Consider the following 20,362-nt stretch of genomic DNA (forward strand, 5'->3'; position numbering starts at 1 on the left):
TGCGATTAGCAACGGAGGAGAGTTCATGAGTCAGACAGCAGGATGCTGTCGGGGACAATTACGTTGTTTAGGCGATGCTTTCGGCGGTGACGAGGGGGAGGTGGATAATTACGTCGGTATATTCGCCTTCTTTGGATTCGATTTTCATATGCCCCTGGAGGTATTCAATAACATCCTTACTCATGTATAAGCCAAGACCGGTTCCTTTAGCGGTTGGTTTGGTCGTGAAGAATGGATTGAACAACTGAGCCAATTCTTTAGGCGGTATACCCCGGCCATTATCCCGAATACGAATCTCGGCCTGATCGTCGAGTTGTTGTGTAGAGACTTGGATTGCAGGCTTGAAATCGGCCTGCCGACGTTGCTGCTCTGATAACGAATAACAGGAATTGTCGATCAGATTGGCGATTACTTCGGTAAACTCATGTGTAAGCAGGGTTACTTCGAGAGGCTGCGGCTGAAGATGAAAGATCAGTTCTACAGACAAGGGCGGTGTATAGTCCGCCACTGCTTTCTGCAGTGAGTTGCTGATGTGCTGCTCCAGAAAATGATTGACATCGAGCGTAGCAAACGTCGACGACCGTTCTTTGAGTAGCTTTTGCATACCCTGTAAGATACGGGCTGTGCTGTTGCCGTGCTGATTGATTTTGTCCAGATTCTGGCTAAGCATGGTACTGGAATCTTCCAGGTCATCCAGATCGTTGGGATCGAAGGTTGGTTGATATTTCTGCGTTACGTCCGTAACCTCCCGAAGCAGGTCTTTGGCGGCCAGCGAGAAGTTATTGATGTAATTGAGTGGATTAAGAATACGGTCAACAATACCCTTGGTCAGCTTACCCATAGTAGCCATTTTTTCGGCCTGAACCAGTTGTCGTTGTGTCGATTGAAGCTCAGTAAGGGTTTTCTGAAGCTGTACTTTCTGCTCTTCGAGTTGCGATTTTTGTTGTTGAAGCTGCTGTTTCTGCGCTTCCAGCAACGTATTGGCTTTGTGTTTGGTCCGGTAGGCGTAAAACGAAACGCCAGCCAGTAGCAGCATGAGTACCAGCCCCGATAGCAAGGCTATCTGCCGGGCTTCGGCAATTGCGTTTTGTTTTTGTTGTTCTATCTGGGCAGCCTGTTCTTTTTTCTCGAATTCGTAATTCATACTAAGTTCAGTGGACTTACGAATGTTTTCTTTGCCCCGAACGGAGTCGGCAATGGTAGCGGCTATTTTGTAGGTAGAAAGTGCCCGGCGATAGTCGCCCGTTTTTTCGTAACAGTCGGATAGTTCCCGATAAATGTCTCCGGTCTGGCTATCGTAAATATCGGCGTCTTTCAGAGCCGCAAACCCTTTTTCGTAGGAGGAAATAGCGGCTGCATACTTATTCTGCATTTTCAGAATAGTGCCCATCGACGCATAAGCCTGATGAATATTGAGCGGTTGCCGGGATTCATTCGCAATGTCTATGGCGCTCTTTCCTAAGCGTTCCGCTTCTGCAAATTTTTTCTGTTCGGCCAGGCTGGTTGCTGCCGTTGTCAGACTGGCGGCTTCCATGCCCTGATCGCCCATTTCCTTGCTCAGTTTTGCCGCCATACTGGCAAACTCATACGCTTTCTGGCTCTTGCGCTGACTGGTATAGATAGTGGCCATGTTGGAGTAGGCATATAACTCCACATTTTTCAGCCCTTCCTGTTGGGCTAGTTTTATGGCTCTGGTATAGCGCTGTTCAGCTCGCAGATCGTCGCCCATTGCCTTGTAGGTGTTCGCCATATTGACGAGACAGAGCGCCTGGTTCCTGTAGTTGTTATTTGTTTCGGCTAGTCGTAAGGCTTTTTGTTCATACCGTAGTGCTTCAGGATGATTCGATAGCATGCTGTATGACGTACCGATATTCATATATAGTTTTTCCAGACCGCTCTTGTCGGCGCCCTGTTCGGCAATAGGAATGCCTTTCTGGAAGAAGGCGATTGAGCTATCGTATTTGCTCTGCATACCATACAGCATGCCATACGTATTGTAGACCTTCAGGAGTCGACTCATTTCTTTCAGGGAAATAGCCATATCCTCCGCAGTTTTCAGATTGTTTTTGGCGGCCGTGTAGTCGCCTTTCAAAATATAGCAACCAGCCAGACTGCGACGGGCCGAAATTTCACCAGCTTTAAAATTGATCTTTTGGGCCTGTCCAATAGTTTTGAGGCTCAAAGCCAACGCTGAATCGATATTTACGTCGACGAGCAAGTCAATTTTTTTATTGATAAGACTAATGCGGGCGGTATCGGAAGAAGCCTGATTAATAAGCCGATTCAGGCTATCCAGCTTGGGCGTTTGAGCCTGGCTAGCCTGTACTACCATCAGCAGGTAAATCAGGAGATATTCGTATTTCATAAAAGCGGATAAAAGAGGATGTATGCGTACTGCTTTTTCCTTACTAATCAAGAAAAGTCTTACTACAAGTATAGCCTATTCGGGCCCAATAAACTAATGATCAGGTTTGAAATTCTGGCGACTTACTCATCGGAAAGCCTTGCTGTTGAGACGTATTAGCTAGTTAAATGAGGCAGAATTTCTTTATCGGACTAAACTAGATAATACGACCAAAACATTACGTTGGTGAGTTGGAACGTAGTATCGCTTACTAGCCTAGTCAGCACTATGGGTGCTCTGTTAGATATAACTTCAGATACGTCGATGATATTTGATACGATAGATTATTTGCAATATGGGACAGCCCGGCAACGGGAAGCTTTTGCCCTATTGACCGAGCACCGCGTTCTGCAAAAACTGACCTCGTTTGATCCGATACTAGCCGGGACTATTCCGATCAATATTGATATTGACAGCAGCGATCTTGACATTATCTGCTACTGGACAAACCGGGCTGCTTTTTACAAGGCTGTTCTGGCTGGTTTTGAAACGGAATTTGCCTTCACAATTCAGGAATCGATAGTATCCGACCGGGAAGTAGTGATTGCCAATTGCCGGATTGGGCGCTTTGATATCGAAATTTTTGGTCAGAACGTACCCACCCGACATCAGATGGCTTATCGACATCTGCTTATCGAACATAAACTCCTGGAAGAACGTGGCGAAACGTTTCGGCAGGCAGTTATTGAGCTAAAACGGAGTGGATACAAAACAGAGCCTGCTTTCGCTAAACTGCTTGGCATTCAGGGTGATCCCTACGAAGGCTTACTGCTGTTTGACTAGCCTTTGTCCTGACCGATATAAACTGATTGAATAACAGATGCTTTCCCGCGAATCGGAGCCTGCCAGGTTCCGATTTTTCGTTTCTGGTAGGCGTAAGAGCCAGGGGAAAACAAATGTCTAAACTGCTTCGCTATAAATCTGCTCGGTCTGGTTTGAGTCGGTCAAAAATATTTTTCAAAAAAAAAGAGGTTAACACCTGTTTTCTGCGCTCTTACTGAATAGTGGTAACTGACAATTTTATCTTCAAAAAATACTGATTATGAAATTGCTCCTTTCCTGGTTGCCACAATCCTGTTTTTCCTTTAACCCTTAATCTTTTTATGCAGAAAATTTTTTCCAGACAGTGGCAGCGTATCCTGTATACGGGCTGCCTTCAGGTAGTACTGTGTTTATTCACAGTAAGTTATGGCTCCCCAAGAGACGTAGCGTCTATGAGCCGAAACCATCCAATGCCAAGTGATCAACCTGCCGACCGGGCTATTTCGGGTATCGTGTCTGATGAGACGGGGGCTGGTTTACCGGGCGTATCGGTGTTAATGAAAGGAACTCAGCGAGGAACCGTAACCGATAAAGATGGTGCCTATCGATTGACGGTGGCAGATGGCGCTGTAACGATAACGTTCAGTTTTGTGGGCTATGTCTCCCAGGACGTAGCGGTGAGCAATCAGACGGTCGTGAATGTTACGTTAAAACCTGAAACGAAGTCGCTCGACGAAATTGTCGTTGTAGGCTACGGAACGGCCCGTAAAAAGGATCTTACTGGTGCCGTAACGTCGGTAACAGCCAAAGATTTTAATAAGGGTAATTTTACGTCTCCCGATCAATTGATTCAGGGGAAGGTTTCCGGCGTGCAGATTCTCAATAACAGTGGGCAGCCGGGCGGAGCCGCAACGGTAAAAATTCGCGGAAATTCGGCTATTACGGGGAGCGGTCAACCCTTATACGTAGTAGACGGGGTGCCACTCGATAACCGTTCGGCCCGGCCAGGATTAAATGCCAACGGCCTCGGTAATACGCCCGGTGGTAACCCGCTTAACTTTCTAAACCCAGCCGATATTGCCTCCATTGATGTATTGAAAGATGCCTCGGCTACCGCTATTTATGGCTCCCGAGCGGCCTACGGTGTCGTCATCATCAATACCAAACGGGGCCAGTCTGGGCAGGCTAAAGTTGACGTAGGGCTCAACACGGGCGTATCGACCATTTTTCGGAAAATAGACGTACTGAATGCCGACCAATACCGGGAAGCCATCAAGTACTACGGTGTTAGCCCCTTGAATGATCGGGGTGGAAACGTGGATGCTTTCGATGCCATTTTGCGGAAAGGAATGCAGCAGAACTATACGATTGCTGTTAGTGGAGGGAATGAAAGTGGCAAATACCGTATATCGGCGGGCTATCTGAATCAGGAGGGCATTATCAATAAAACGGGTTTTAAAAAGTACACGGCTAATTTTTCCGGTAATCTAAAGTTTTTGGAGAGCAAAAAGCTGGGGTTAGACATGAACGTAAATTCCAGCCAGTACATTGAAGATATTGCCGCCATTACCAACGATGCGGGATCGAATGGTAGTTTGATTGGGCATGCGCTACAATGGAACCCTACTGATTCGCTGCGGAAAGCCAATGGTAGTCTCAACATCAAAGCGGGGGCAGTGATCAATCCGCTGGCTATGTCGGAGTTATATAACGACCAATCGAAGGTAACCACCATTCTAGCCAGTATCTCGCCCTATTTTAAGTTTACCGACTGGCTGGAATACCGGATGCTGTATAGCATTAATTACAGCGCGGGTGGACGTCGGGCTTCTATTCACCAGGATATTAACATCAACGCAACCCAGGGGCGGGGATGGGCCAGTATCGGAAACAGCGAACTCAGCACCCAGCAATTCACGCATACGCTGAATTTTAACAAAGACATTTTGCCGGATCTGAACCTGAATGCACTGGTTGGCTTTGAGTACATGAGTTTTGCCAATAAAGGGTCGGCTATGAGTGCGTTAGGGCCTGCATCCGGTTTTGGTAATTATGGTCTCGACTATACGAATTACATTCAGTATTCGAATACAACTGGTCGGACTGTTTCGTCGTTTGTTGATCCTACGTCTGAACTGCAGTCGTATTTTGGCCGGGCTATTGGTAATTACAAAGACCGCTATTTGATAACCGCTACGTTACGTGCGGATGGTTCCAGTAAGTTTGGGGCAAATAATAAGTATGGTTACTTCCCGTCATTCTCGGCCGCCTGGAATATCAGCAATGAGAAGTTCTTCCAGATAAGTACCATCAATTCGTTAAAGCTGCGGGGCGGCTGGGGTAAAACGGGTAATCAGGAGTTCCCCTCGGGATCGTCGCAGGCCCGCTATTCGTTTACCGACAATGGCGGACTAGGCCAGACCAATAACCCTAACCCAGATCTAAAGTGGCAGTCTGACAAGCAGTTTAACGTTGGTTTTGACGTAGCGTTATTGAACAATCGGTTGTCGGCAACGGTCGATTATTTCAATAAAACCACTACTGACTTATTGTTCCCCAGTCCGCCAATTCAGCCCGCTCCGCCCGGATCGGTTATTCGGTGGATCAACCTGGACGGGCGTATTGAAAACAAAGGGCTGGAAGTCGCCCTTGAGGCTTCGGTGATCAGTAAGGAAAACTTCAGCTGGGATTTGGCCGCCAATGCCACTTTTATCAAGAATAGTGTGTCTGGGTTAACCGCGCCTATTCTGACTGGTGCCTTGAGTGGGCCGGGACTTAGCGGGGTTTCGGTAGAGGTAATTCAGAACGGTTTGCCCATCAATGCCTTTTTTACCCGCCGATATCTGGGTATGAATGAATCGACTGGCCTTGCTACGTATGAAGATGCGGGAAATACGTTTTTCTACGTTGGTAATCCTAATCCTAAAACCTTGTTAGGATTAAGCACGACACTTCGGTATAAAAAGCTATCGCTGATTGCTAATATGAACGGAGCTTTCGGACATGATATTTACAACAATACCAACAATGCCGTTATCAGTGTTGGGCTGATCAATGGCGGGCGGAATATCGGATTGTCGTTGTTCAAAGAGCCAACAAAAGAATCAATCGCTAATCCGGTAACACCATCGTCGCGATTCCTGGAGAAAGGAGATTACCTGAAGATGACAAACGCTACGCTTTCGTACGCCATTGGGAATGTAGGAAAAGCAATTCGGGGCGCATCAGTGTATGTAACGGGTCAAAACCTGTTTGTTATTTCCAAATACACCGGCTTCGACCCGGAAGTCAATGTCAATAAGGCAATCAATGGGGTTCCGTCGGTAGGCATCGATTATGCGGCTTATCCACCAGCCCGTACCCTCATGTTTGGCATCAACTTCTCCTTATAAACCCTTACGATAATGTCTTTGAAAAATAATCTAATACGTATCTGCACGGTTGGTCTGGTACTTAGCCTTGGTAGTTGTACCGATCTGGAAGAGAAATTTCAGGGCGATCTGACCGCCAATCAGATTAGCCCGTCTACCTCAGCCAATACAGCCGCTTTGTTGACGGGTGTTTATAACTCAATTCGGGAGCCGTTTCAAAATAATTCGCAGTTGAACGCGCTCTGCGAAATGACCACCGATGCCATGATGGGACCCACTCGCGGCCCGGACTGGGATGATAATGGCACCTGGCGTCAGTTGCACCAGCATCGCTGGGATGGTAACCATATCCGGGTTATCAATACGTTCAATAATATGAGCGGGGGTATTTTTGCGGCAACGGATATGTTACGGTTCAATCCAACTCCTCAGCAGTCGGCCGAAGCTCGTTTTATACGGGCCTGGTGTATGTTCTGGTTGCTGGATTTATACGATCAGGTACCGTATCGGGAGCCGGGGGAGAGCGTAGTACAGGCTTCCAAGGTACGTAAAGGCATGGATGCGCTGAATTACATTATTAGCGAAGTGACTGCCATTCAGAGTAATTTGCCGGATGGCCCTGCCGGACTGGCCAATAAAGATGCCGCCCGTGTATTTCTGATGAAACTGTATCTCAACAAAGGCGCGTATGCCAATCGGGCGACGCCAACCTTTGCGGCTGAGGACATGAACAAGGTAATTAGCCTGGCCGATGAGATTATCAATAGTAATAAATATTCGTTTACGGCTAATTACTACGACAGTTTTGCGCCCAACAATACAACTATTGGGAAAGAGAACATCTGGACTCAGGAAAATGTAGGGGGCGTATCGCCAAGTGCAAACCTTCGAAATCGATGGGTTACGTTCCTGCATCCTAACCAAAACCCGACTGGAAACAATGGTTGGGTAATTATTCCTGACTTTTACGACAAGTATGAAGCCACCGATAAGCGGTTAGGTACTGCCTATAAGAGCCCGGGAGGGCTGCCTAATCCGGGTAATCGTATCAACACAGGCTTCCTGATTGGCCAGCAGTATAATCTGACCACAGACGTACCCTTGAAAGATCGGGCCGGTAATCCGTTGATTTTTACCAAAGAGGTAAAAATTATTGAGACGGGAGCCAACCTGGAGCAGCCGGGTATTCGCCCCATCAAGTACCCGATCGATTACGCCAACGATGGCAGTCGACTGATCGACAATGATTATGTGTATTTTCGACTGGCCGACGTATTGTTGATGAAGGCAGAAGCAATATTACGTGGAGGAACACCGACTAGTGCAGGTTCTTACGGTAGTACGGCGCTGGAACTGGTCAATGCTATTCGGACTCATTCGTCTCGTGGAGCTAGCGCCCTGGCCTCTGTAGACCTGAATGTGTTGCTGGATGAACGAGGACGCGAATTGTATTTAGAGAATTGGAGACGGCAGGATTTAATACGTTTTGGGAAGTTTTTGCAGCCTTTTTACGAGAAGAATTACACGAGCGATCCAAAATATCTGTTATTCCCTATTCCTATTCAGCAAATGGCAGTGAATGCAAATATGACCCAAAATCCGGGTTACTAAGTAGTCAATAAAAAATAAATCCGCTGGCCTGAAACAATAATATCGTTCGTTTCAGACCAGCGGATTTGCCGTTTATGAATGCCGAAAATGAGCTCATCGGTTGAGCATACCTAACGATAGCGTATCCTTCCAGAGGAATGAAGTCGACTAGGCCGATTGGGCAGTATAAAAATCAGAATCGTGCTGATTAATAGCTCTGGTATTGATCGGTCGTTCTTTGTGGGTCAATTGCCACTCATCTATATACCGTTTTGCGGCTATATACGTAATGCTAAACAAAGCTACCAGCAAGATTGGCCCCCAGGTAAGGGCTGTATAGATAAACTTGCTGTTGAAACGAATGTGAGTTTTGTGCAGAATGAAGTCTATTGTAGAAGCGTATCCAACACCAATCAGCACATACAGAAGTGTATACGTTGTCATGTCTTATCCGATTTATGATAAAGCTAACCTTTTTTTTTGTAGGTTGTTTGCCTGCCAGGACGCGTTTCAGCGTGATTTTTTCGAATATTTATTAAACGTATATACGTTCTATTCCTGTTTACACGATTACGACGATAGGAAAAGATTGCAAAGGGTTATTTTTGAGCCTAATGGCTGTTAGATGGCAAAACTAACCTAAAAAGAAAAACCACTTAACGTTACGCTAAGTGGTTTTAGGTCTGGTGGGCCAGGCAGGGCTCGAACCTGCGACTTACTGATTATGAGTCAGGCACTCTAACCAACTGAGTTACAAGCCCGTTGCTGATTGGGTGTCCAATTCAGCAGGGCAAAATTACGAATTTTTCAACAGAATGATAAACGATTACCGATTATCTGTCAAAAAACCTGTCATTCCTGTTGATCTGTCTGCCTATCTTTGCTGAATGTCAGCGTTTAACAAAAAGAAAATATTGAATGATCCCGTCTACGGATTTATAACAATCCCGACGGCATTACTATACGATCTGGTTGAGCATCCGTATTTCCAGCGTTTACGACGGATCAAACAGCTTGGTTTGTCGGAATACGTGTATCCGGGTGCATTGCATACCCGGTTCCACCATGCGCTGGGAGCCATGCATCTGATGGGGCAGGCCACACAAACGCTACGTAGCAAAGGGCATTATCTGACCGATGACGAATGCGAATCGGCGCAGATTGCGATTCTGCTCCACGACATTGGGCATGGTCCGTTTTCGCACGTGCTGGAATGCTGTTTGCTGGACGATGTGCACCACGAAAAAATTTCGTTGCTGTTGATGAACGAACTGAATCGTCAGTTCGGTGGACGGCTGACAATGGCGATTCAGATGTTTGAAGGAACTTACGAACGCCCATTTTTCCATCAGCTGATTTCGAGCCAGCTCGATATGGATCGGATGGACTATCTTAATCGGGATGGTTATTACACAGGAGTGGCAGAAGGTGCCATCGGTGCCGAACGAATCATTAAAATGCTGGACCTGGTCGATGATCAACTGGTTGTTGAAGCGAAAGGCGTTTTAAGTGTAGAAAATTTTCTGAATGCCAGGCGGTTAATGTACTGGCAGGTTTATCTGCACAAGACTTCCATTTGTTGTGAGTCGATGCTCATTCAGATTTTGCGTCGGGCGCGCTTCCTGATTCGGCAGGGCGAGCCCGTGTTTGCGCCCGATACGTTTATGTTGTTTCTGCGGGAAAGTGTTTCGCTGGATGCTTTCCTGTCGAATCAGCTGTATATTAATGCATTTACGCAACTCGACGATTACGATGTTTGGTTCTGTGTGAAGCAGTGGGCGTTGCATAACGATACGGTTTTATCGACACTCTGTCGGATGCTGCTCGATCGCCGATTGTTCAAAATCATATTGTCGACGGAGCCATTTGCCGGTGAACTACTGAATGAGCTGGAGCAACAGCTTAAGGAATTAGGGATAGGCGAGGAGGAATTATCGTATTTTCTGGTAGAAGGGCAGGCTACCAATGCCGCTTACTTACCGTTGCAGGATCGTATAGCCATTAAACTCAAAACAGGAAAGGTGATCGATATTGCGGATGCCTCCGATTTATCGAACGTTCATGTATTGACAAATATCGTTCGTCGGTACTACGTATGCTGGGCAAAAGACCTGAAAATGGTGGTGAAATCGGTAAGTCAGTAGGCTGTAAGGGGTATTCTGATTGAGCTTGCTACCAGCTTGCAAGCCCGAGCCTTACTAACTTACCAGAATATCGACACTATTTCCGGTGATTTTATCCAAAAAGTGCAATTTGTTGCCTACCTTAGCGGCCAAAATAGTCGGAATAAGCGACTGTTTTGCGATGGTTATCATACGCATATGGAGTTTACAGTCAAGCAGATTGCTACGTTGTTGGGGGGAGAGGTAACTGGGAATGATACTCTGGCAATTACTAAATTAGCAAAAATAGAGGAAGGGCGACCCGGAGATATCTCATTTCTGTCGAACCTTAAATATGAGCCACACCTCTATACCACGCAGGCATCGGCGGTGATTGTTGACCGGACGTTTCAGCCAAGGAAACCGGTTTCAGCAGCGCTTATTTTTGTTGAAAACTCCTATACCGCTTTTACCCGGTTGCTGGAGGAATACCATACTCGATTGAGTTTTGCGCGGGTGGGTGTCGAACAGCCAGCCTATACCGGCGACGGGACGCAGGTTGGTGATCAGGTGTATCGGGGCGCTTTCTCCTACGTAGGCCGCAATTGCCGGATTGGACGTAACGTTAAAATTCATCCGCATGCTTATGTTGGTGATAACGTTCGTATTGGTGATAATACCATTATTCATACGGGAGCCCGAATACTGGACAATTCAATTATTGGCCAGTACTGTGTCATTCACCCTAATGCGGTGATTGGCAGTGAAGGTTTTGGCTTTGCACCGCAGCAGGACGGAACGTATAAAACGATTCCGCAGCTTGGTAATGTAATTCTGGAAGATTTCGTTAATGTCGGATCAAATACGACAATCGACTGTGCCACAATGGGCTCGACGATTATTCGGCAGGGCGTAAAACTGGATAACCTGATTCAGATCGGACATAATGTTGAGATTGGTAAAAACACGGTTATTGCCGCTCAAACGGGTGTTTCAGGATCTACTAAAATTGGTGAAAATTGCGTTATTGCCGGGCAGGTAGGCTTTGCTGGCCATTTGAGTATCGCCAACGGAACAAAAGTTGGGGCACAATCGGGAGTAGGTAAAAGCATAGCCGAGGAAGGGACAGCCATTAATAGTTCGCCCGCCTTTGGATTAAAAGAAAGTATGCGCTCATTAGCTGTTTTCCGGCGATTACCGGACCTGGAACGGCGATTGAGTGATTTGGAAAAGAAAACAGATAAATAGTTTACAGTTTGCCGTTTTAGTGTATGATTGATTGGGCAGAATTCACCCGTCTACTCAATACGACTAAAACTGAAAACTGAAAACTGGATAAGAATGAATACCAAACAACAGACGATTCAGAAGGCCGTTTCAGTATCTGGTGTAGGTTTGCACACGGGTGTTGCGGCAACAATGACTTTCCTGCCCGCTCCCACAAACCACGGCTATAAATTTCAACGTATCGATCTTCCGGGTCAACCCATTGTTGATGCGGATGTCGACAATGTCGTTGATTTATCGCGGGGTACGACTATCGAACAGAGTGGCGCTCGGGTACATACCGTTGAACACACACTGGCGGCTCTGGTTGGTCTGCAACTGGATAACGTTCTGATTCAGCTCGATGGGCCAGAACCGCCCATTATGGATGGTTCGTCGATCCAATTTATAAAAGCGCTTCAGTCGGCCGGTATCGAGGAACAAAACGCAACGCGTAACTATTTCGAGGTGAACGAATACGTTCATTATCGGAACTCAGAGAAAGATATCGAACTGGCAGCATTGCCCCTCAACGACTATCGGCTGACCGTAATGGTCGATTATAATTCGCGGGTAATCAGCAGTCAGCACGCTTATCTGAATGATATCAGTCAGTTCCCAGAGCAGATTGCCAGTTCACGTACGTTTGTATTCCTGCACGAGCTGGAGATGCTTTACAAGCAAAACCTGATTAAAGGCGGAGACCTGACAAATGCCATCGTCATTGTCGATCGGGATGTTGAAGATGGAGAACTGGATTATCTGGCCGACTTGCTTCACAAGCCAAAAGTAAGTGTAAATAAGCGGGAGGGTATTCTGAACAATATTCAGTTACATTACCCGAATGAGATGGCGCGCCATAAGCTTCTGGATGTGATTGGCGATCTGGCCCTGATCGGACGGCCGATCAAAGCACAGATTCTGGCGGCCCGGCCCGGTCATGCGGCTAACGTAGCGTTTGCCAAAAAGATCAAAAAACTCATTCAGAAAAACGCGACTAATCAGGTTCCTCAGTACGACCCAACGCAGCCACCCGTACTCGATATCAATCGAATATCGCAGATATTAGCGCACCGTTATCCGTTCCAGATGATTGATAAAATCATTGCGCTGGACGAAAATAGTGTGGTAGGTATCAAAAACGTGACCATGAATGAGCCATTTTTCCCTGGCCATTTCCCTGGCAATCCTGTGATGCCCGGCGTTATGCAATTGGAAGCTATGGCACAAACAGGTGGTATTCTGGTGCTTAGCACCGTTTCAGATCCTGAGAATTACTGGCCTTACCTGATCGGAATCGAGAATTGCCGGTTCCGTCGCAACGTTTTGCCCGGCGATACCGTAATCTTTAGATGCGAGTTTACCTCGCCCATGAAACGCGGTATTGTGAAAATGCAGGGTCGCGGCTACGTGGCCAACCAACTGGTGTGTGAAGCGGATATGATTGCCAGCCTGGTAAAGAAAAAATAGTCTTCAGTTTATCGTTCAGCCTACGGATTCGTGTATCCTGAACCGGTAAACTATTTGAATTGAGAATATGATTCAACCATTAGCTTATATTCATCCTGAAGCGAAAATTGCGCAGAACGTCGTGATTGAGCCTTTTGCCATCATTCATAAAGACGTTGAAATTGCTGAAGGAACATGGATTGGTTCACATGCCGTTATTAACGAAGGGTCGCGGATAGGCCGTAACTGTAAAATTTATCCGGGAGCGGTTATTTCATCGACTCCGCAGGATTTAAAGTTTAATAACGAATACACGCTAACGTTCATTGGCGATAATACGACTGTTCGTGAATACGCAACCATCAGCCGGGGAACAGAAGAGCATTGGAAGACCGAGATTGGTAGCAACTGCCTGATCATGGCCTATGCCCACGTAGCACACGATTGTAGAATCGGCAATAACTGTCTGATCATCAACAATGTACAGATGGGTGGGCATGTGCACATGGGCGACTGGGCCATTATTGGTGGGTCTAGCTCGGTGCATCAGTGGGTCAAAATTGGTGCGCATGCTATGATATCGGGGGGCTCTTTAGTTCGTAAGGATGTTCCGCCCTTTACGAAAGCGGCTCGCGAACCGCTCTCCTATACAGGCATCAACTCAATCGGGTTACGGCGTAGAGGGTTTGAGAACAGCAAGATCAATGAAATTCAGGACATCTATCGCTACATCTATATGCGTGGTCTGAATAATGCCGAGGCCTTAACGCAGATAGAACTTGAATTGCCGCCGTCTAATGAGCGTGATGAGATTGTAAACTTTATCCGTAGCTCTGAACGGGGTATTATGCGAGGGCCTTCGGCTAATGGAGAACGGGATTAAGCGTTGTTTATAGCTCCTCATAATTGGTATTATGGCCTGTGGGAATCACAGGCCATTTCCGTTTTAGTGTACGAGCAACAAAATAGCTGGCTATAAGAATCTTTTATGCTAACAATCAAAGCAGAGCAGTTGGGTAAAAAGTACCGGAAGGAGTGGATTTTTCGGCATGTAAACGTAACACTCACGGCTGGTACGAGCTATACGTTCGTTGGGCCAAACGGGAGCGGTAAATCAACATTGCTGCAACTCCTTTCTGGGAGTTTGCCTCTAACCGAGGGAAAACTGAGCTATACGGAGCAGGGAAAGGAGCTGGAGGCTGACGACTGGTTTCGGAAGGTTAGTATTGCGGCTCCTTATCTTGAGTTGGTGGAAGAGCTTACACTAAACGAATTGTTGTTGTTCCATCAAACGTTCAAACCCTTCAAAAATAATCTCTCGCCCGACGACGTAGCCGAACGGCTGCTGCTCTCGCACGCCCGGCATAAAGAAATTAAATACTTTTCATCGGGGATGAAACAACGGGTGAAACTTGGCCTGGCTTTTTTCTCTCAGTCACCGGTCGTCATTCTGGATGAACCTACGTCCAATCTTGATCGACAGGGGGCTGCCTGGTATCTGGAGCAGGTTCAACAGCTCTCGCCCGATCAACTCTTATTAATTGGGTCGAATCAGCCGGAAGAATATACCTTCTGTTCAAACGTGCTGGACGTAACACAATGGAAATAACCAACGGCTGGTTACCAACCTGTCATTACGTTTAGCAGCCAGTCGGGTTTGACAAATAATCCGATTATGGGTATGACAAGCACAAGGGTAAGCAATAAGACCGAGACGGGTAATTCACTCGTATCAATTCGATTCGATTCTGGTGTTGCCCGAAAGAAAAGCAGGAAAGGAATTTTAAGGTAGTAGACCAGAGAAATCAGCGCATTGAGTAGGCCCAGCACAAAAAGTGCCAGCAACCAATTGTCGCTGGAGTGCTGATAAGCATCAAACAAAGCGGAGAATGCCAGTAGTTTGGCCGTAAAGCCAACAGTCGGCGGTAGCCCCGTCAGCGCTAGCATCACCACGGTCAGGGCCACAGCAATAAAAGGGAATTTGGCCCCTAAACCTGTCAGCCGACTAAGTGTAAATGGGTCAACAGACTCTTCCTGATCAACCCTTCGGATCAGCAAATCAATCAGGAAAAAAGCCGCCAGGGAGATAAACAGATACGTACTGATATAAAAAAAGACCGCTTCGAAACCCGCCTGATTGAACGCTACTACGCCCACCAGCAGAAAGCCGGCATGCGCTATGGTAGAGTAAGCCAGGAGTCGCTTCGCATTGGTCTGCCTGAGTGCGGATAGATTACCAATTAGAATCCCGGCCAGAGCCAGAACGGCTAAAGGCGTTTGCAAAGAGGCCGTACTGGCGCCTAAAATCATATCGGCCGTCGATAGTTCGGCTGGTAGAACCGTCACTAGCCGCATCAGAACCAGGATGGCAGCTGCTTTAGGCGCAACAGAAAAAAAGGCTGCCACTGGAATAGGAGCCGCTTCGTAAGCATCGGGCGTCCAGATGTGAAAGGGTACGCCAGCAAGTTTGAACAATAACCCGGCTAAGGTGAGTAGCATGGCTACAATCACGACGGCGCTGTCCTGATGAGCGAGCTCCATCCCAAAGGCCTCCGTTGTTAAATCGAGCGTACCGGTGATCCCGTAGAGCAACGACATTCCGTAGAGCATGATCGCTGAGCTGACAGCACCAAAAAGCAGGTATTTCAGGCCACCTTCAGACGTTTTCCGCTCGGCAGTAAGCGCCGTTAATAAATACGAGCAGATAGAAACCAGCTCGATGCTGAGGTAAATACTGAGCAGGTTAACGGATATAGTCATCAGAAATAATCCAATGAGTATAGCCAGCAGCAGAGAATACCATTCTACGGGCAAGCGTTCCGACCGGGCAGAGGACGCAGTAGACGTAACAACGTGATCAGACGTAGTAATCAGCTCGTACAGGACCACAAAAATACCCGCCAGCGCGATGAGTAGCTGCAGGAAAATGGCCTGATTATCAACGAATAAAAGATGGAGGAACAGGAAGCCTCTTGTTGACGATGCAACTGTCCAATACGTAGTGATGCCAAGAGCGAGAATGGTTACAATAGCCAGCCATTTCCGCTTTTGGGCTGACGATGTGGTGCGAGCCAGAATAAGTTCAGCGATCAGAAGCGAACAGAAAGCAAATGACAGCCAAAGTATGGGGCCAAATCCGCCGAGGCTACTTAGTAGGTCATTAAGTTGATCAATGAGAGGCAAATCGGTAATGAGTAACTGGTGAGTAGTTTCAGGTAGCTGATCGGTGATCCGTTGGGCAACTACCTGAAACGTTGGATTAAATCATACCGTCGCGGTGGGCTTCTTCCTCATAGCCATGAAGCTGGATCGGAGCCTGTTTTTTCCGCAACCGAATATTGAGGAATTCGACCAGCAGCGAGAACGCAATGGCGAAGTAAAGATAGCCTTTCGGTACGCTACCAATTTCCTGATCGAAAATAACGACTTCCGATAAGTGGGCACCTTCTGCCACCAGCATAAAACCAATCATGATCAGGAATGCCAGCCCCAGCATCTGAATGGTTGGGTGCTCGTTAACGAATTTGCCAACGGGACCCGCGAAAAACATCATGATCAAAATAGACAGAATAACTGATATCATCATGATGGTGACGTTCTGGGTCAGGCCAATAGCCGTCAGAATTGAGTCGATCGAAAAGACAATATTGGTGATGGCAATCTGCGTAACAACGCTGGCAATGGTTGCTTTTCCCTTAGTACTGCCTCCTTCTACGTCGTCATGATCACTTCCTTCCAGTTTGTGGTGAATTTCGGAGGTCGCTTTATAGAGCAGGAATAGGCCACCACCAAACAAAATCAGGCTTTGACCCGTAAAGGCAGCTTTAAACCAGCCCGCATCAACGTGGGTGAATGGCTTGCTCAGTGAAATAACAAACGAAATACCAAGCAGCAGCAGCAGCCGGAATGCCATGGCTAGCGCTAACCCGATGTTACGTGCTTTAGGCTGATCGCCAGGGGCTAATTTGTTAGCAGCAATGGAAATGAAAATGATGTTGTCGATACCCAGGACAATTTCCAGAAATGTCAGGGTCAGCAAGCTTACAATGGATGCAGCAGAGAAGAGATCGCTCATGGTTGAACAAATGTACGGCTCAAAAATATTGGCTCAAACTCTGCTCTGCAACAACTTGTTTGATAAAAAAGCCTTTAAGCGGACGAAAGGTGATTTAATTGACTAGTCGGTCCAGAAGCCGTACTACGTAGTTATCGTACTGTACGGACTTCTGGAGAAACCCTTATTTATATTGTAGCTCAATCAGTAAGGGAACAATGTTGCCCGTTACCTCTGGCTTTACCTCAAAAGCAATCTGATCAGGATTGTACTTGATTTGCTCCTGTTTCACAAGCTGATCGCCCAGCACTTCGGTCAAACGCTTGTCTAAAGGGCCTTTCTTTCGATCAAGTGTTTTAATGAAGCCTTCCATGTTGAGTGGACGTTTGGAGAATAGTATCAACAAATAATCATACTTGTTTCCTTTATGTTTTTCCATCACGATGGAACTGTTTTCTGATGGGTAGGCGATTGTTGTATTAGGGCCTAGTAACGGGCTGATCAATTCGTCGGCGGGAAATAGCTTCTCTATTTCACCATCTTTATGGGTTGTGAGTGCATATACATACGCATTTTCGGAATTGTTCAGGAAAAACTTAAATCGGGTGCCTGATTCGTAGGGCTTTACGACCCGATACGCTTTAATGTCCGTAGGGGCCGATTCGTCGGCAACTACTTTTAGATCGCGTGATGCCTGACGAGTTACCTCCATGGCTGAACCATCGTTAAGTTTAAGTTCAGCGGAACCCCGGCGCTGACCATCAGTCAACCGAATGTCTGCTCCTTTATTTCCTTTGTTAGAGCTGGTCAGAATTACTGTGCCGGGGCGGTTTCCTGGCTCAGACTCGGCGCTATAGACCTGAAAGGCATTGAGAACAAATTTTCCGAAATAACTGTACGGAATCCAACAGAACCCTTTTTCGCCCCAGCCAGTATTCCAGCTATTGACAATTCGGAAGGCCCCACCGTGTTGTTTGTCATCATAACCAATAACGCATATCGCCTGATTGTATAGAATATCGTCGGCTTTTTCATTGGGAGCAGGTTCCCATACGGTGCGGGCTTCTTCGAAGGAGAGGGGAGCGCCGATACCGGCTACAACCGGGTTACCTTCTGCCAGCGCTTTCTTTACAGTCAGTACTTTTTGGGCAGCATCGGTTTGTTCTGTAAATAATTGCTGATAATCGCCAATTCGGAACTGGGTGGCTTCTTTGGAGGCTGCTGGTGGAATGGCCTGATTACAAAGTGGGTAGCTTAAGGTTCGTAAGCGCGGAGCTCCGTCTAATTTTAAAATGTCCAGTGCTTCTTCAATAGTGCCCCCCCCCTTACAATTCACATCTTTGGGGTCCCGGATTTTATCATAAACAAACGTCGGTGAAAACCGGGCCTCGTCGAGCTGGTTTCTCTGCGTAATATTCTTTTCTTTCCCCTCCATAATTGTCCGGAGGTAATAGGCTGTGGCGAAGGCAACCGACGTAGCCTGCTGCCCCTGGTCGCCCACACTCGGACAGAATTTTTCGTAGGAAATTTCGGCGGGCAGATTGGCAAAGCTACGGGTTGCCAAAGGTGCTTTGGTCTTCACCGTGAGTGATCGGGTTCGGTTGAGTTTTAGTCCGTCCGCATATTTTCGTTTATCCTGAGCGTGAGCAACCAGAATCGTTAGCCCAGTGGTTAGCAGCGCTGTAATTCCAAAGCGTATGAATAGGGTAGCTGGTTTCATAACAGTCATACAGTAAGTTGCCTGGACGGCCACATCCAGGTGGTTGATACGTTATTTAACCTGAATAGGGCCGTATTCAGGGGGTATACTTATTTTATTCTTTCTCTAATTCAATCTTGATCGGCTTTTTCAGCTGGACTGAGATCGCGCTGTTTCCGGTCGCTCCAATATCGAGGCCAGTCGTACTGCCATTGATCGTTACCGTCATCAGGCCATCTGCAATCGTAAACGTATCGGGCGTAGTGGTTTTGTCGACGTAATTAATTCGCCAGGGAGTACGTTCCGGCACCGATATACCCACAATTTTGTAGCCGGGTGGCGCTGTATAGAGTTCTTTGCGTTCAGTTACCTTGGCCAGTGTACCCGCATCGGGTCCACCGGTTTCGAAATAGATGGCTAGGGCTACCTGATGCTCGCGAACAATCATAAACTGAACAGATGCATTGATTTCTGGCTGATTCTTCCCAAACTCGCCCGTTCCCGAAATGAGCAGTGGCTTAAACGGACCGTATTGTCCCGGACTGATCATTGGACCAGTTGGTGCCGCAGGAGCGGGTTTGGCCCCACCAGCTTTAGGGGCAGCGGCTACCGCTTTGATGGCGTCGCCAGCCGATGCCAAATCGGCGAGCAGTTTTGCTTTGCGTGCTTCCAACTGAATTTTTTGCGAATTCAGGAGTTGGAGACCTTCATCTCCGGCTTTCCGGGCGTTTTCATATTCACCGGCCAGTTGTCGGTAACTATTGGTGGTTGCCATAAACAACGGCTTAGGAAACTGCTGATCGAGCACACTTGTATTCGCATAAAAATTACGTAGCCAATTGTCGGTCAGGGGGGCTCCCTGCTCAACGGAGGTCAGCATCTTGTCCGTGCCGCTGAGCTGTTTCCGATAGGTCATCATTTCCTGTACAGTCTGATTCTGTTGTACGTTCGTCAACTGGGGGATCAACGACAGCGATAGCCACCAACAAACAGCGACTACCAGCAATAATGAGGTATAGAGGGCTAAAAACTGGCCCCAGCGTTTACTACGTTCCGGTTGATTTAGTGGTTTCATAGAGTACTATCACCGGATGACCGGTGGGCTACTAATATTAGATCTCCGTATGTTACGTATTGGGTTAACCGAATGCTTAGTTTTGAGAGGCTTTGAGCGCTCGCATACTTTCCAGACTCGATTGTTTCAGCATTAATTGAGTTTCCAGGCTCTGGATTTCTGTTTTTAGGGTGGCAACCTGATCGATCAATTGCTCTTTGGTTTCAGCTTTACTCTGTCGGTCGGTTGCCTGAATGGCAACTATGCCGAGCAACTTGTTATAATTCCGCCCCGTCATTTGCGACAATGAGCGAAAAACGGAATCTGCTTTATAGCCGGTTTCCATACGTCCAATGGCTTCTTCCTGCTTAAACCGCAGACTCGAAAACTCGCTGGCCTGTTCGCTTGGATCGGTTTTCTTGAGTTTTATGTGTAAGCTGTCAGCCTGCCGAACGTCGCTCAGAAACAGGTCTTCCTGCTCAACCGATGTTCCTCTTCCATCGGTCGAACGTTGGCCAGCCAGGATGTAAAATAGACCGCCAATAGCTCCCGCAAACACTAGCGATACGAGTAAGAATTTGATAAACGATGCATTCATAATAGTCAGTTCT

General features: G+C 47.1%; 15 protein-coding genes and 1 tRNA gene. 8 read left to right on the top strand and 8 right to left on the bottom strand.

All coding sequences use genetic code 11. From position 1 onward, the window contains the following. Nucleotides 1–67: 67 nt before the first annotated feature. Nucleotides 68–2,365 (bottom strand): tetratricopeptide repeat protein, encoded by a 2,298-nt coding sequence (locus GK108_RS17665; RefSeq protein WP_163951468.1) that lies wholly within the window; start codon nucleotides 2,363–2,365, stop codon nucleotides 68–70. A 267-nt stretch (nucleotides 2,366–2,632) separates the two neighbouring features. Between GK108_RS17665 and GK108_RS17670 the strand changes: the two genes are divergently transcribed. The 3 genes from GK108_RS17670 to GK108_RS17680 all read left to right on the top strand — a co-directional run bounded on the left by GK108_RS17670 (nucleotide 2,633) and on the right by GK108_RS17680 (nucleotide 8,148). Continuing rightward, nucleotides 2,633–3,187 carry a DUF4269 domain-containing protein gene (locus tag GK108_RS17670; protein ID WP_212592828.1) on the top strand — a complete coding sequence of 185 codons (555 nt, stop codon included), beginning with the start codon at nucleotides 2,633–2,635 and terminating at the stop codon, nucleotides 3,185–3,187. 320 nt (nucleotides 3,188–3,507) lie between these two features. Beyond that, the gene (locus tag GK108_RS17675) at nucleotides 3,508–6,558 is read left to right on the top strand and encodes a SusC/RagA family TonB-linked outer membrane protein (protein WP_163951469.1); all 3,051 of its coding nucleotides are present in this window, start codon (nucleotides 3,508–3,510) and stop codon (nucleotides 6,556–6,558) included. A 12-nt stretch (nucleotides 6,559–6,570) separates the two neighbouring features. Further along, a complete protein-coding gene (locus tag GK108_RS17680) occupies nucleotides 6,571–8,148 on the top strand; it encodes a RagB/SusD family nutrient uptake outer membrane protein (RefSeq protein WP_163951471.1) in 1,578 nt (525 codons plus the stop codon). Between the two features lie 147 nt (nucleotides 8,149–8,295). Here GK108_RS17680 and GK108_RS17685 read toward each other — a convergent pair whose 3' ends face one another. Next, nucleotides 8,296–8,571: a hypothetical protein gene (locus GK108_RS17685; RefSeq protein ID WP_163951473.1), complete on the bottom strand. Its 276-nt coding sequence runs from the start codon at nucleotides 8,569–8,571 to the stop codon at nucleotides 8,296–8,298. 240 nt (nucleotides 8,572–8,811) lie between these two features. Next, nucleotides 8,812–8,888 (bottom strand) — tRNA-Ile (locus tag GK108_RS17690). Between the two features lie 126 nt (nucleotides 8,889–9,014). Here GK108_RS17690 and GK108_RS17695 point away from each other — a divergent pair. The 5 genes from GK108_RS17695 (at nucleotide 9,015) to GK108_RS17715 (ending at nucleotide 14,553) form a co-directional block, all read left to right on the top strand. Further along, the gene (locus GK108_RS17695) at nucleotides 9,015–10,271 is read left to right on the top strand and encodes an HD domain-containing protein (RefSeq protein WP_163951475.1); all 1,257 of its coding nucleotides are present in this window, start codon (nucleotides 9,015–9,017) and stop codon (nucleotides 10,269–10,271) included. A gap of 177 nt (nucleotides 10,272–10,448) precedes the next feature. Continuing rightward, entirely contained in the window at nucleotides 10,449–11,477 is a 1,029-nt protein-coding gene (lpxD, locus tag GK108_RS17700; RefSeq protein ID WP_163951477.1) for a UDP-3-O-(3-hydroxymyristoyl)glucosamine N-acyltransferase, read from the top strand. Between the two features lie 93 nt (nucleotides 11,478–11,570). Beyond that, nucleotides 11,571–12,965 (top strand): bifunctional UDP-3-O-[3-hydroxymyristoyl] N-acetylglucosamine deacetylase/3-hydroxyacyl-ACP dehydratase, encoded by a 1,395-nt coding sequence (locus GK108_RS17705; protein ID WP_163951479.1) that lies wholly within the window; start codon nucleotides 11,571–11,573, stop codon nucleotides 12,963–12,965. Between the two features lie 67 nt (nucleotides 12,966–13,032). Next, entirely contained in the window at nucleotides 13,033–13,827 is a 795-nt protein-coding gene (gene lpxA / locus GK108_RS17710) for an acyl-ACP--UDP-N-acetylglucosamine O-acyltransferase (RefSeq protein WP_163951481.1), read from the top strand. A 105-nt stretch (nucleotides 13,828–13,932) separates the two neighbouring features. Beyond that, nucleotides 13,933–14,553: an ABC transporter ATP-binding protein gene (locus GK108_RS17715; protein WP_163951483.1), complete on the top strand. Its 621-nt coding sequence runs from the start codon at nucleotides 13,933–13,935 to the stop codon at nucleotides 14,551–14,553. A gap of 11 nt (nucleotides 14,554–14,564) precedes the next feature. Here GK108_RS17715 and GK108_RS17720 read toward each other — a convergent pair whose 3' ends face one another. The 5 genes from GK108_RS17720 to GK108_RS17740 all read right to left on the bottom strand — a co-directional run bounded on the left by GK108_RS17720 (nucleotide 14,565) and on the right by GK108_RS17740 (nucleotide 20,349). Beyond that, a complete protein-coding gene (locus GK108_RS17720) occupies nucleotides 14,565–16,127 on the bottom strand; it encodes an NADH-quinone oxidoreductase subunit N (protein WP_163951485.1) in 1,563 nt (520 codons plus the stop codon). Nucleotides 16,128–16,203: 76 nt separating this feature from the next. Further along, complete coding sequence (locus tag GK108_RS17725; protein WP_163951487.1) at nucleotides 16,204–17,019, bottom strand: TerC family protein; 816 nt, start codon at nucleotides 17,017–17,019, stop codon at nucleotides 16,204–16,206. A gap of 163 nt (nucleotides 17,020–17,182) precedes the next feature. After that, nucleotides 17,183–18,718: a C1 family peptidase gene (locus GK108_RS17730; RefSeq protein WP_163951489.1), complete on the bottom strand. Its 1,536-nt coding sequence runs from the start codon at nucleotides 18,716–18,718 to the stop codon at nucleotides 17,183–17,185. A gap of 94 nt (nucleotides 18,719–18,812) precedes the next feature. Then, complete coding sequence (locus tag GK108_RS17735) at nucleotides 18,813–19,772, bottom strand: hypothetical protein (protein WP_163951492.1); 960 nt, start codon at nucleotides 19,770–19,772, stop codon at nucleotides 18,813–18,815. Nucleotides 19,773–19,848: 76 nt separating this feature from the next. Next, complete coding sequence (locus GK108_RS17740; RefSeq protein WP_163951494.1) at nucleotides 19,849–20,349, bottom strand: hypothetical protein; 501 nt, start codon at nucleotides 20,347–20,349, stop codon at nucleotides 19,849–19,851. Between the last annotated feature and the right edge of the window lie 13 nt (nucleotides 20,350–20,362).

Source organism: Spirosoma terrae (genome assembly GCF_010435915.1).
In the GTDB taxonomy this organism is placed as follows: domain Bacteria; phylum Bacteroidota; class Bacteroidia; order Cytophagales; family Spirosomataceae; genus Spirosoma; species Spirosoma terrae.